Source organism: Halomonas sp. KG2 (assembly GCA_030440445.1).
Classification (GTDB): Bacteria; Pseudomonadota; Gammaproteobacteria; order Pseudomonadales; family Halomonadaceae; genus Vreelandella.
Genome location: CP098528.1, coordinates 1 through 14,112, shown reverse-complemented (window position 1 = coordinate 14,112; position 14,112 = coordinate 1). Strand labels below are relative to the sequence as shown.

Here is a 14,112-nt window from a genome sequence, read left to right as displayed (position 1 = left end):
TCACGACGTGTTGATATCAAAAGATACCTCTACTACCGGGCAGTCTCTCACCTGATTTTGTGATCACTATGCGTCCGTATGTCTTTACTCTATCAACACTCGTTTCGGGAGACGCATGCCAGCACTAAGGTCACTCAAACTTACTCCATGGTTGCCACTGCTCGTGATCGGCATCTGTCTTGGCTATGCCCTCACCGTGCTTACTCGGCTACCTTGGTGGACACTATTTTTTACAGCCGCCGTGTGGGTAGGCTTCGGCATCAAGTTACGCTGGGGAGCTCCGCTAAACGCCCGCTACCGCCCGGTGTGGCCTTGGTCGCTGGCACCGCTCAGCTTACTAGGCGTTTATATCTACTTAGCTGATAGCTTTGGCAATGTTGATTTAGGTGCGGTGTTTTTCCACCTTCAAGCGGGCATGGCCGAACATGGCGGTGCTGGAAAAATGATCACTGCCGTTATTTACACAATGAGCGTCATCGCAGTGCTGGCATCTGTTACCTGGATCACGCGGAATGATCAGCGATGGCGGCTCACTGAACGCTTCGTTGCCCTTCTCTTATTAGCCGCAAATCCAATGCTTTACGGTTTAGGGCAACGCAGCGCGGCCATTGTAACGGATGATGGTGCCTGGCTAGATCGCCGTTACGTGCCGCCGCTCACGGACGATCAAGCTAATACGCCTAACCTTCTGGTCATGTACCTGGAAAGCATTGAGCGTACGTATAGCAATGAGCTATTTGGTGATGCTTATGCTGACTTAACCGCGTTAGGCGAACGCGGACTGGTCTTTGAAGGTATCCAGCAAATGGAAAACACTGGCTGGACCATGGCAGGCATGATTGCTAGCCAGTGTGGCGTGCCGCTGATGCCTGCGGGACTTTTGCACGACAGTCAGTTCGAGCCGCTTTCCAAAGTAGTTCCCGGCGTCGATTGTCTGGGTGATGTGTTAGCAGCTCAAGGCTATCGGCTTAGCTATTTGGGTGGAGCGAGTGCTCAGTTTGCCGGGAAAGGACTCTTCTATCGTGGCCATCAGTTTAATACGGTAAAGGGCAAGGAAGAGCTTTCAGCGGAACTCAAGGATCCAGAGTACTTAAATAGCTGGGGTCTATACGATGACACACTTTACGATTTTACGGTGGATGAGATTCGTCGTTTGAGTGAACAAGATGACGGCCCATGGGCAGTGGTTAATCTAAGCATTGCTGGTCACGCCCCTAACGGTTTTCCCTCACAGACATGCCTAGACCGTCAGGGTGAATTCGATGGTCAAGATATCTTATATTCGGTGAAGTGTTCAGCAAGCCAGGCGCGTGACCTTATTGAGCGTCTTGAACAAGAAGGCCTGCTTGAAAATACATTGGTTGTCGTGCTCAGCGACCACCTCACGATGCGGGTATCGGTTTGGGATCAACTGACAACATTAGATCGAGACAATACGCTGATCATGCTGGGCGAAGGTATCTCACCGCTGACAGTGCATCGGGGGGCGACAATGTTAGACGTATTCCCGACTATTTTGGACGCTATGGGCCTACCGCTTAGCGATAACCGTGCAGGGCTCGGGGCATCTCTACTTAGCAGTCAACCAACGCTGGTTGAAACGCATGGGCTTGAGGTGCTTAACGAGCGGCTCCGGGAAGAGACCGCCTTACAGCACCGTCTTTGGGAAGGACTGACCCCTCAACGGCGCGAACCCCAAGCAAGCGCCGACCAACAAGTCATAGAAACGCCTGCTGATCAGGCTGATGAAGTCGAGATTATGCGCTAACGTGAGCGCCGTTAGCACGCTGACTATCGACACGCATCGCTCGGTACACTTGCTCCACGCCTAAATCATTCAGACAGTTAGTATGCCCCAGCGGGCAAGTACGCTTAAAGCAAGGTGAGCAGGAAAGCGCCAGATAGTGAATGACAGCATTATCGGTTAGGGGGGGTGTATAAGCAGGAGATGAAGAGCCGTACAGAGCGTGAATGCGCACGCCTACCGCGGCGGCAACGTGCATTAAGCCTGAATCGTTGGTGACCACCTGACGGCAGTCTGCCAATAGATCTACCGCATCCGCCAATTGGGTTTTGCCGCATAAGTTATGCGCGTGGGGCAACCCTTTCACAATGCTATCTCCAGCGGCATGATCTTTCAGCCCGCCAAACACACGCACCTCAAATCCATCCTTAACCAGTCGCACTGCTAACGCATGGAAATAGCCTAACGGCCACTGTTTAGCGGGCCCGTACTCCGCTCCTGGCATCATACCAATAGCTGGACGCGACGATAGCGCGTGAGTAAGACGTAAATTGACCAAGTTATTTCGATCAATCGTTAAACGCGGTGTCGGAATCTCAAATTCGCCTTGTATGGCTTCTTCCAGCGGCAGGCCCAGAGAAACAAACCGCTTAACCGTTTGATCCAACACCTGCTTATCCAACTTGCGGCGCTCTTTCAATAAGCCGTAACGGTGTTCACCCAAAAAACCGATGCGCTCGGGAATACGTGCCATAAAGGGCACCAGCGCCGCTTTCCAAGAGCGTGGCAGAACAATGGCACGATCAAAGCGTCCTCGTAAACGGGCAGCCAGCTCACGGCGGCTGGCTAGGCCAAATTCACCATGTCCTACTGCCAATGGAAGCACCTCGTCTACCTCAGGCATACGCTCCAAAATAGGCTGTGACCATGCCGGAGCGACCACCCCAAGGGTTGCCCCTGGGTTACGGTCTTTCAAGGTCATAAACAGGCTTTGCGCCATCACCATATCGCCGACCCACGAAGGGCCGACCACCAATATGCGCTTGGCAGAATTAGCCATTTAGCCACTCCAAGTAGGCTTTCACACCTTGGGCAACGGTTTTGAACTCAACATCGCAACCTGAGGCACGCAGATTGCTGATATCTGCACGCGTGTAACTTTGATAGCGGCCTTTTAGTTCTTCAGGGAAGGGTATGTAGTCAATTTCACCCTGACCATAAAAGCCGATTACAGCCTCGCCAATAGCTTTGAACGGCTCTGCTCGCCCGGTGCCCAAATTAAAAATACCGGACGCATGAGGGTTATCTAAAAACCACAGGTTGACGTCGACCACATCGCCAACGAAAACAAAGTCACGACTCTGCATTCCTGCCTCATAACCGCCGTAAGCGCCAAACAGCTTTAACGTTTCCCCATTGCGAATTTGTAAATGGTTATGGTAGGCGACACTCGCCATCTTGCCCTTATGCTGTTCACGGGGGCCATAAACATTGAAATAGCGAAAGCCAACTACTTGCGTCGTCAACTCATCCCAGCGAGAGCGCACGTGCTGATCAAACAACAGCTTAGAGTAGCCATAGACGTTGAGCGGTTTTTCGTGCTCAGGCGCCTCTTTAAACACCTCGCTACCGCCGTAAGTAGCCGCCGATGATGCGTATAGAAATGGAATGCCTAACGCTTCACAGTAGTTAAGCAGCACTTTTGAGTACTCGAAGTTATTCTCCATCATGTAGTGCCCATCCCACTCCGTCGTATCGGAGCACGCACCCTCATGGAAAATAGCATCAATGGTCGGCAAATCGACTGACTCACCTCGCAATGCAGCTTTAATCCGCGCTAGAAAATCATCTTTATCCAGATAATCTGCCAGCGTGCAGTCAGCTAAATTGACGAACTTAGTGCCGTCACGTAGGTCATCAACCACCATCACATCATCGCGGCCACGAGCGTTCAGCGCTTTGACAATATTGGCACCGATAAAACCAGCCCCGCCTGTTACAACGATCATCTCGTTCTCCTCACCAAAAACAGCTCTGTTGGCTAACGTGCCTATAACCCATCTCTCTGTGATTGTATACTTGACGGCCTATGAATTCATGGCCAACGGTGCTTTCCGCGATGAGTGTCTCGACAAACCAATCGACACCCGATGTGTCGACCTTTCAAGGCTTGATCCTTGCTCTGCAACAATACTGGGCAGAACAGGGCTGTGTCATTCTCCAACCTCTCGATATGGAAGTCGGCGCGGGCACCTTCCACCCTGCTACCTTCCTACGGGCAATTGGTCCAGAAACCTGGAACGCGGCCTATGTGCAGCCTTCCCGCCGTCCAACAGACGGCCGCTACGGTGAAAACCCCAACCGCCTACAGCACTATTACCAGTTTCAGGTGGTAATGAAGCCATCGCCCAGCAATCTGCAGGATCTCTATTTAGGCTCTTTAAAGCGCCTGGGGCTCGATCCTCTCGTCCATGACGTGCGCTTCGTGGAAGATAACTGGGAATCTCCTACCCTGGGTGCCTGGGGCCTTGGTTGGGAAGTGTGGCTCAACGGCATGGAGGTCACTCAGTTTACTTATTTCCAGCAGGCAGGCGGCATTGAATGCTACCCCGTTACTGGTGAGCTCACCTACGGGCTTGAGCGTATCGCCATGTACCTGCAAAACGTCGATAGCGTATATGACTTGGTATGGGCCATCGCCCCCGACGGCAGCAAGGTCAGCTACGGCGATGTTTATCTTCAAAATGAACGCGAGCAGTCGGCGTATAACTTTGAGCATGCTGACGTTGATCAGCTATTTGCCTCCTTTGACCACCAGGAAAAAGAGTGCAGTAAGCTCCTGGTAGCCAATCTGCCGCTGCCTGCCTACGAGCAGGTTTTGAAAGCATCCCATACGTTCAACCTGTTAGATGCTCGTCATGCGATTTCCGTGACCGAACGCCAGCGCTTTATTCTGCGCGTTCGCACCATGGCGCGGGATGTCGCCACTGCCTATTTTGAGTCTCGTAAAGCAGAAGGATTCCCAATGGCGCCCGAAGCCCTACGCCGCGAACTACTAGCCGACCAGGGAGACGCATAATGGCTGTTGATACGCTTCTATTAGAACTAGGTGCCGAAGAGCTTCCTCCCGCTGCGCTGGATACACTTTCCGATGCATTTGCTGCCGGCATCGAAAAAGGCCTGCAAGAAGCCGAGATTTCCTTCAAAAGCATCGCCGCTTACGCGACTCCGCGCCGCTTAGCAGTACAGGTTAGCGGGCTTGCAGACAAGCAGCCTGACCGTGAGGTTGAGCGTCGTGGTCCTGCCCTAGCCGCTGCTTTCAAGGACGGCGTGCCCACCAAAGCAGCCGAAGGCTTCGCGCGTTCTTGCGGCGTCAGCGTTGATGAGCTGATTCATCTAGAAACCGATAAAGGCACTTGGCTTGGTTTCCGCGAACAGCAGCAAGGCGAGACGGTACAGGCGCTGCTGCCAGAGATGGTTCGCAAAACGCTACAATCGCTACCGGTACCTAAGAATATGCGCTGGGGTTCGTCACGCGTTGAGTTCTCCCGCCCAGTTCACTGGCTAGTTGCTCTGTATGGCAGCGACGTCATTGCCGCAGAAGCGCTTGGCCTTCAGGCTAGCCGTACCACCTTTGGCCACCGCTTCCATGCGCCAGATGCCATTCAGCTTGAACATGCCGATGACTACCTAGCCGCACTGGAAAATGCCTACGTCCTAGCCGATCGCCAGCGGCGCCGCGAACGCATTCGTGAACAGGTATTAGCTGAAGCAGAGGTTCAAGAAGCCAATGCCGTTATCGATGAAGAGTTGTTGGTAGAAGTCAGCGGCCTGGTCGAATGGCCAGTCGCATTAACCGGCAGCTTCGATGAACGCTTTCTGGAAGTGCCCGCCGAGTGCTTAATCTCGTCCATGAAGGCTAACCAAAAGTACTTCCACCTGCTGGATGACCAAGGCAAGCTGAAACCACTGTTCATTACAATTTCGAATATCGACAGCGCTGATCCGCAACAGGTGATTTCCGGCAATGAAAAGGTCATTCGCCCACGCTTGGCCGATGCAGCCTTCTTCTACGAAACTGACCGGAAGCGTACTCTTGCCTCACGTATTCCTCAGTTGGAAAGCGTGGTATTCCAACAACAGTTAGGCACCTTGGCTGACAAAGCACGTCGCAGCACAGCCATAGCAACGTATATTGCCGAGCACATTAATGCAGATGTGAACCATGCGCAGCGTGCAGTGGCACTGGCCAAGTGCGATTTGGTCACCGAGATGGTGCTCGAATTTCCAGAGCTTCAGGGCATTATGGGCCGCTATTATGCCGAACAGGATGGTGAACCAGCTGAGGTTGCTCAGGCATTAGAAGAGCAGTACCTGCCCCGCTTTGCTAGTGACGACATTCCACAAAGCCTTGCAGGCCAAGCGCTAGCATTGGCTGATCGGCTAGATACCCTGGTTGGTATCTTTGGTATTGGACAACGCCCAACCGGCGCAAAGGATCCGTTTGCCCTACGCCGCGCCTCTATTGGTGTGCTTAACATCCTGGTCAAAGGTCAGCTTAATTTAGATCTTCGCGAGCTACTCAGCGTAGCCGCAGAACAGCACCAAGGCCTGCCTAAGGCGGAAGGCTTGGTGGAAGACGTCTTGACCTACATGCTGGATCGCTTCCGCGCCTGGGGCCAAGAAGAAGGTATTAGTGCTGAAATGTACTTGGCGGTACGCGCTCGCCCAGTAACTAAACCGCTGGATTTTGCTCGTCGCTTGCGTGCCGTTAAGGCCTTTGCACAGCGGGAAGAAGCCGCTGCTTTGGCTGCCGCGAACAAGCGAGTTTCTAATATCCTGAGCAAGCAAGAACACAACGGTAGTACCCAGGTTGATCAGAGCCTGCTTCAGGAAGAAGCTGAGAAGACGCTGTTCAATGCAGTAACGACCAGTCAGCAGCAAGTGGCTCCGTTATTTTCAGCCGGCGACTACCAGCAGGCACTAGATGCGCTGGCAACGCTACGTGAACCTGTCGATGCTTTTTTCGATCAGGTAATGGTGATGGCCGATGACGACGCTGTCCGCCATAACCGCTTGGCACTGCTTGCCAGCCTGCAAGCACTGTTCCTTGAGGTGGCGGATATTTCTCAACTGCCGCAATAAGGCGCTGTCACGCTATCGGTTTACTCCGCTCAAATAGCAACAGCAGCAAGCCCGGCTCTCGTAAGCCGGGCTTTTTTCGCTCTTCACATTTGTCTTGCCTCTCTTACCCTAAGACTAAACTCGGGGTTACGCCGACTAAGTGTTTCACGTGAAACACTCGCCCAATGACTATGTAGCCATTACTCTAAAAGAATACAGTGATGTGCGAATAAGGAACTCTATGATCTCGGCCAACCAACTGGTGATACTTGATCGTGATGGCGTCATTAATCACGACTCTGATGCTTATATTAAGTCACTAGACGAATGGGTGCCCTACCCTTCAGCGATCGATGCTATTGCCCAGCTAACCCAGGCAGGATACACCGTGGCAATAGCGACCAATCAGTCGGGTATTGCACGGGGCTATTATGATGAGGCAACGCTCCATTCAATGCATGAGCGCTTAACGGCACTGGTTGAAGCGAAAGGTGGACGTATTGCCCATATTGCTTACTGCCCTCACGGCCCCGATGATCAATGCGCTTGCCGAAAACCCTTACCAGGATTGCTTTTGCAAATTCAGCAGCAATTAGCAATGGAGAGTCTCGCTGGCAGTTGGATGGTTGGCGATAGCCTGCGAGATCTCAGAGCGGGTGAATCAGTAGGATGTCGCTCTGTACTGGTCAGAACAGGCAAAGGAGAGCAAACGCTAGCCAATCATACTAATCTTGAAAATACGCTTGTTTATCCCGATCTAGCGGCATTTGCAGATTGGCTATGCCAACAGCAGTAATGGAGTTTCTTCCGCCCTCTCCCTCCCTCTACTCTAGCTACGCAAAAAAAACGCCGCTCCTATTTAATTAGGCGCGGCGTTTTATTTTTCATCTGACTAAGTTTATTAGTGCCTATCGCACTGTTTCACGTGAAACACACGCTGATAAACACATCAGACATCGAGATTAGCAACGAGCGCATTCGTCTCGATAAAATCACGGCGAGGCTCAACTTCATCCCCCATTAACGTGTTGAACATCATATCGGCAGCAACCGCATCTTCAATGGTTACTCGCAGCATACGACGACTGTCGGGATCCATGGTGGTTTCCCACAGCTGATCGGGGTTCATTTCCCCCAGACCTTTATAGCGTTGGAAAGAGAGCCCACGCTGCCCCTCTTGCATCAACCAAGCCAGCACTTCGGAGAAGTGCGTAACTGGCTTCTGACGCTCGCCACGGGCAATGTAAGCACCTTCTTCAAGCAACCCGTTTAACGTCTCACCGAGGCCCGTAATGGCCCGATAATCAGTGCTCTCAAAGAAGTCCAGTCCCCACACATACTCAGTCGTGACGCCGTGGGCAATCAAAGACACCGCTGGCAAGTGTAAACCGCGCTCGCTATCTTCCTGCAGATAGAACTGGTAACGCGGCCCGCCTTCATAGGCCACCATGTCATCCATTGCTTTCTGTAGCTCAGCAATCCAATTTTCCATGGTGACACGGTCTTTAAGACTGACTTCGCCTTGAAGCGCCGTTGTATGCACAGCCTGCTTGAGTACTGCGATAGGATATACCCGCGCAAGTCGGTCAATCCGCTTCATCACATTTCGGTACTGAGTAACTAATGCTTCTAGTTGCGAACCAGCGATGCCAGGCGCATCAGCATTGACATATAACCCTGCCCCATCTAGTGCTGTGGTAGTCAGGTAGTCAGTCATTGCCTGTTCATCTTTCAGGTAGAGTTCTTGCTTACCCCGCTTAATTTTATAAAGAGGAGGCTGAGCAATAAAGATGTGACCACGCTCAATCAATTCTGGCATCTGACGGAAAAAGAACGTTAGCAGCAACGTGCGAATGTGCGAACCGTCAACGTCGGCATCCGTCATAATAATGACCGAATGGTAACGTAGCTTATCGGGATTAAACTCTTCGCGACCAATGCCACAGCCTAACGCTGTAATCAGCGTGCCGACTTCTGCTGAAGACAGCATCTTATCGAAGCGCGCTTTTTCGACGTTTAGTATCTTACCTTTCAGCGGCAAAATTGCCTGGGTACGGCGGTCACGCCCCTGCTTAGCGCTGCCACCAGCCGAGTCGCCCTCCACCAGATACAGTTCAGATTGGCTTGGGTCTTTTTCTTGGCAGTCTGCAAGCTTTCCAGGCAACCCAGCAATATCGAGCGCACCCTTACGGCGAGTCATATCCCGTGCTTTACGAGCGGCTTCTCGCGCCCGTGCAGCGTCTAGCATCTTATTAACGATCGATTTAGCTTCGTTAGGCTTCTCAATCAAATAGTCAGCAAATAGCCGCCCCATTTCTTGCTCAACCGCCGTTTTAACTTCGCTGGAAACCAGCTTGTCTTTGGTTTGAGACGAGAATTTAGGGTCGGGAACTTTAACCGAGATAATCGCGGTCAAGCCTTCACGAGCATCGTCGCCCGACGTATTAACCTTGGATTTTTTCAACAGCCCCTGAGCTTCGATATAGTGGTTAAGCGTTCGCGTAAGCGCGGCACGAAAGCCCGCTAAGTGGGTTCCACCATCTCGCTGAGGAATATTATTGGTGTAGCAAAAAATGTTTTCAGTGAAGGCCTCGCTCCACTGCATCGCCACTTCTACTTCAACGCCATCTTCTCGCACTGCATTGAAATGGAAGACAGGGTTCAGAACTGTTTTATTTTTATTCAGGTGGTCAACAAATGCTTTCAAGCCACCTTCATAATGAAACAGTTCCTCTTTGCCGCTGCGCTCATCCATTAAACGGATAGCAACGCCTGAGTTCAAAAATGAAAGTTCACGCAGGCGCTTAGCGAGAATATCGTAGTGAAACTCGATATTCGCAAAGGTATTCGGTGACGGACGAAAATGTACACGAGTGCCACTTTTTTCCGTTTTACCGACAACACCTAGAGGCGCTTGAGGTACACCGTGGTGATAGACCTGCTCAAACACTTCCCCTTGACGCCAGATGGTTAGCCGCAATTCTTCCGAAAGCGCGTTAACAACCGACACCCCTACACCGTGTAGACCGCCTGATACTTTATATGAATTATCATCGAACTTACCGCCAGCGTGCAGCACTGTCATGATAACTTCTGCGGCTGAGACGCCTTCGCCTTCATGTATCTCGGTGGGAACACCACGGCCATTATCACTCACCGTTATTGATTCATCCGGGTGGATAACCACACGAATTTCACTACAGTGACCTGCCAGAGCTTCATCGATGGAGTTATCCACCAGCTCGAAAACCATGTGGTGCAACCCGGTGCCGTCGTCGGTATCGCCGATATACATGCCTGGGCGCTTGCGTACTGCGTCTAGCCCTTTGAGCACCTTAATGCTTGATGAATCGTAAGCCTGCTCGCTCATTGACCACTCCGTCGTGAAGTCTGTCTCGTTCCGTGTCGCCTACCCGTCCGGTAGTAATTGGCTTAACCCTTGACTGGACTGTTTCACGTGAAACATCCCGACATCTGTTGAGGGTTCCCATATACCACGAAGCGCGGAGGGTTCGACGCTTGTAATAAATGCCTGACACTGCATCTTTTCAAGCAAATTGCAAAACCGATTTCGGTGCGTGCTATCTAGCTCCGCTGGTAAATCGTCGATTAAGTAGATGCAGTGTCGTTGTGTGGTACTTTCCAGAAGCCGCCCCTGGGCAAGCTTTAATGCACTAACCACCAGCTTTTGCTGGCCTCTGGAAAGGACTTCAACAGCAGGCTGCTTGTTTAATCTGATTCGCAAGTCTGCTCGCTGCGGCCCCTGCTGGGTAAAGCCCATTTGCTGATCCGCTTGACGACTATCCTGCAAAACGTCCGCAAGGGCGCGCTGCTTATCCCAGCCTCTTACATAACGCAGCGTTAAATCGGGTAGAGAGATCAGTTCCTTTAAGGTTTCATCGAATACCGGCAAGAACTCGTTGAACCATGCTTGCCTGAGTGCATCCATCTGCTCCCCCCAGGTAGCTAACTCGTACTCCCATACTGCTATTTCGCTTGGGACTATTCTACCACGCCTAAGGAGCGCATTCCGATGTTTCACCGCGCGGCGCGTTCGCTTCCATGCGTCGAGAAAAGAGTGTTTCACGTGAAACACTCCCCAATCCAAAAACTCTCTGCGACCTGCGGGCGATCCTTCGAGAAGGCGAAAGGCATCTGGATTTATTAGCTGCAACGGCATAGCTTCAACCAATTCGGCCAAGCGGACGCCTTTCTCTCCACGCAAACGCAACTCTAACTCGCGCTGAGCGCGCATTCTCCTCACACCGAGCGTAACCTCAGGGTCTCCTGCCAAACGGCCGTAGAGCGTCATATAGGGCGCCTCAGACTGTATAGCATGTTTAAGCTGACGAGTTCGGAAAGAGCGCCCCATTCCTAAGATATGAATACCTTCCAGCAGGCTAGTTTTACCACTGCCGTTAACGCCGTATATCACATTAATACGGGATGCAGGGCACATCTCAACTGGCGCTAAATTACGCAGCCCCTGAAGATTTAACCGAGACACACTCATTAACGACTGCCAGTAAATAAGACCATAAAACCTGCCATCCTTTAAAACGCGAAAACGGCGCTTCTGCCATCAGAAGCGCCGCCCTCATTAGCCAGCTATTGCGGGCTATAGCCGCATCGGCATAACAACATAAAGCGCATCACCGCCGCCAGGTTCTTCTAACAGCGCACTGCTGTTGGGATCCGCCAGCGTCATCTGCACTCGATCCTCATCCAGTACCGAAAGCACATCTACCAAGTAACCTACGTTAAAGCCAACTTCCATGGCTCCGCCATTATATTCAACGGCCACATTCTCTTCGGCTTCTTCCTGTTCAGGGTTATTGGCCATTACTTTAAGATTGTTTTCCTCAAGGTACAGCCGCACACCACGATATTTCTCATTCGAGAGAATGGCAGTACGTGAAAGCACCTGACGCAATTCAGCACGCTCAGCGATTAATACTTTATCGCCGTTGCGCGGCACTACACGCTCATAGTCAGGGAATTTGCCGTCAATCAGCTTAGAGGTAAACGTAAAGTCGCCGGTATGAGCGCGAACATGGGTTGAGCCCAGGGTAAGGCTTACCGGTTCATCACTATCGTCCAATAAGCGAGAAAGCTCTAAGATACCTTTCCGCGGTACGATTAGCTTTTGCGCTTGGTCAACCACAATATCGATAGGCCGTGAGCACATAGCTAAGCGGTGCCCATCAGTGGCAACGGTGCGCAACAAATTACTTTGAATTTCGAGCAGCATGCCGTTCAGATAATAGCGAACATCCTGCTGGGCCATTGCAAAAGACGTTGACTCAATCAGGTGCTTCAATGTCCCCCTGGGCACACTAAGCTCCTGACTACCATCAGCATCTTCAATATTTGGAAACTCTGCAACGGGCAGCGTCGAAAGTGTAAAGCGCGAACGACCACTGCGCAGTACGGCACGCCCCTCTTCTACCGCCAGCTGAATCTCAGATTGATCAGGCAACGATTTACAGATATCCATTAGCTTACGAGCAGGAACCGTGGCAGCACCCTCTTGATCAACTTGGCTCGCCACGGTACGGCCCACTAGCTCTACTTCTAGGTCGGTACCGGTTAATGCTACCTGATCCCCTTCTACTTGGATCAGTACATTAGAAAGTACTGGTAGCGTTTGGCGCCGTTCGACTACGCCCGCCACCAGAGTCAGCGGGCGAAGCAGCGCCTCTCGGGAAATAGTAAATTTCATCGGTACTCCGGTTTCTATCCTGAAAGGCCCGCAGTGCAGGCCCAAACGATAACGGTTAACTAGTTAGCAGGCGAAGAAGATTTTTGTAATCTTCACGAATATCCGCATTTTCCTCTTGCAGCGCTTTTACCTTACGGCAAGCATGCAACACGGTCGTGTGATCACGGCCACCAAAGGCATCGCCTATTTCCGGCAAGCTGTGATTTGTCAGCTCTTTAGCTAGCGCCATAGCAACTTGCCTCGGCCGTGCGACGGAACGAGAGCGGCGTTTAGAAAGCAGATCGGCAACTTTAATTTTGTAATATTCGGCAACCGTTCGCTGAATATTATCAACGCCTACCTGCTTATCTTGAAGCGCTAACAGGTCTTTAAGCGATTCGCGAATAAAGTCCTGGGTAATGGTTTTCCCCATGAAATGCGAATCTGCAATCACCTTTTTCAGCGCACCTTCAAGCTCGCGGACGTTTGAGCGAATCTTCTGAGCAATAAAGAAGGCAGCATCATGCGGGAGATCAACTTTCGCCTGATCTGCCTTTTTCATTAAAATCGCTACGCGGGTTTCAAGCTCTGGCGGCTCAATAGCCACTGTCAGGCCCCAGCCAAAGCGCGATTTCAGACGCTCCTCCACACCACTAATCTCTTTTGGATAGCGGTCAGAGGTAAGTATCATTTGCTGCCCACCCTCTAATAATGCATTAAAGGTGTGGAAGAACTCTTCCTGGGAACGCTCTTTTCCAGCAAAAAACTGAATATCATCAATAAGTAGCGCATCAACGCTGCGATAAAAGCGCTTGAAGTCGTTAATCGCATTTAACTGCAGTGCTTTCACCATATCCGCGACAAAGCGTTCAGAGTGCAGATACACCACACGGGCATTTTCACGGCGGCCAGCCAGGGCGTTACCGACAGCGTGCATCAAGTGTGTTTTACCTAAACCAACGCCACCGTATAAAAACAGCGGGTTATAGGCGCCGCCAGGATTTTCAGATACCTGACGAGATGCCGCACGAGCGAGCTGGTTCGATTTACCTTCAACAAAGGTATCGAAGGTAAAATTAGGATTAAGACCACTACCATGTTTGAGGCTGCCTTCAACCTGTACCTGGCGCTCATTTCCTCGCCGATTCGGTGACTCTTCCCGCAGTTGATCAATTTCTCGCTCATCAGCAAGGTCTCCCCTTGGCGGCGTATGAACCGCAGGCGATGCTTGCCTTGAGGGAGATGCAGAGACCGGATTACCCAAATCTCTTGGCTGAGGCGCAGGTGCGGCCACACGGCGGCTACCTACCGTCAAACTGACTTTGGGAGGCTTGGATGGCGCAAGTTCTCGCATCAGCTCGCTGATACGCTTTGAATACTTATCACTCACCCAGTCGCGCACAAAGCGATTCGGCGCCAACAAGCGCAGCTCATTGGTCTCTCCTTCTTCTGCCTGCAGCGGACGTATCCAGGTATTGAACTGCTGTGAATTCAGTTCGTCCTGCAGGTAGTCCAGGCACTGTTGCCAAAGCGCGAGTGACAC

10 protein-coding genes are annotated in these 14,112 nt (G+C 51.7%); 4 read left to right on the top strand and 6 right to left on the bottom strand.

Annotated features, from left to right (window positions below):
• Window positions 1-115: 115 nt before the first annotated feature.
• Entirely contained in the window at window positions 116-1,768 is a 1,653-nt protein-coding gene (locus NDQ72_00050; protein ID WKD28381.1) for a sulfatase-like hydrolase/transferase, read from the top strand.
• Here the strand turns inward: NDQ72_00050 and waaF are convergent.
• Together waaF and rfaD are read right to left on the bottom strand one after the other, a co-directional pair.
• A complete protein-coding gene (waaF, locus tag NDQ72_00045; protein WKD28380.1) occupies window positions 1,758-2,804 on the bottom strand; it encodes a lipopolysaccharide heptosyltransferase II in 1,047 nt (348 codons plus the stop codon). The two genes, NDQ72_00050 and waaF, sit on opposite strands and share 11 nt — an antisense overlap.
• Window positions 2,797-3,753, bottom strand: coding sequence for an ADP-glyceromanno-heptose 6-epimerase (gene rfaD / locus NDQ72_00040; GenBank protein WKD28379.1), 957 nt, complete (start codon window positions 3,751-3,753; stop codon window positions 2,797-2,799). The genes waaF and rfaD overlap by 8 nt, the downstream gene beginning before the upstream one ends.
• Before the next feature lie 110 nt (window positions 3,754-3,863).
• Here rfaD and glyQ point away from each other — a divergent pair, with 110 nt between their 5' ends.
• The 3 genes from glyQ (at window position 3,864) to gmhB (ending at window position 7,664) form a co-directional block, all read left to right on the top strand.
• Entirely contained in the window at window positions 3,864-4,823 is a 960-nt protein-coding gene (gene glyQ / locus NDQ72_00035) for a glycine--tRNA ligase subunit alpha (protein ID WKD28378.1), read from the top strand.
• Entirely contained in the window at window positions 4,823-6,889 is a 2,067-nt protein-coding gene (gene glyS, locus NDQ72_00030) for a glycine--tRNA ligase subunit beta (GenBank protein ID WKD28377.1), read from the top strand. The genes glyQ and glyS overlap by 1 nt, the downstream gene beginning before the upstream one ends.
• 220 nt (window positions 6,890-7,109) lie before the next feature.
• Window positions 7,110-7,664 (top strand): D-glycero-beta-D-manno-heptose 1,7-bisphosphate 7-phosphatase, encoded by a 555-nt coding sequence (gmhB, locus tag NDQ72_00025; GenBank protein ID WKD28376.1) that lies wholly within the window; start codon window positions 7,110-7,112, stop codon window positions 7,662-7,664.
• 153 nt (window positions 7,665-7,817) lie between these two features.
• On the opposite strand, the gene gyrB is transcribed toward gmhB, so the two are convergent.
• The 4 genes from gyrB to dnaA all read right to left on the bottom strand — a co-directional run bounded on the left by gyrB (window position 7,818) and on the right by dnaA (window position 14,112).
• Window positions 7,818-10,238: a DNA topoisomerase (ATP-hydrolyzing) subunit B gene (gene gyrB / locus NDQ72_00020; GenBank protein ID WKD28375.1), complete on the bottom strand. Its 2,421-nt coding sequence runs from the start codon at window positions 10,236-10,238 to the stop codon at window positions 7,818-7,820.
• 39 nt (window positions 10,239-10,277) lie between these two features.
• A complete protein-coding gene (gene recF, locus NDQ72_00015) occupies window positions 10,278-11,381 on the bottom strand; it encodes a DNA replication/repair protein RecF (protein WKD28374.1) in 1,104 nt (367 codons plus the stop codon).
• A 105-nt stretch (window positions 11,382-11,486) separates the two neighbouring features.
• Window positions 11,487-12,590 carry a DNA polymerase III subunit beta gene (gene dnaN, locus NDQ72_00010; protein ID WKD28373.1) on the bottom strand — a complete coding sequence of 368 codons (1,104 nt, stop codon included), beginning with the start codon at window positions 12,588-12,590 and terminating at the stop codon, window positions 11,487-11,489.
• Between the two features lie 55 nt (window positions 12,591-12,645).
• Complete coding sequence (gene dnaA, locus NDQ72_00005) at window positions 12,646-14,112, bottom strand: chromosomal replication initiator protein DnaA (protein WKD28372.1); 1,467 nt, start codon at window positions 14,110-14,112, stop codon at window positions 12,646-12,648.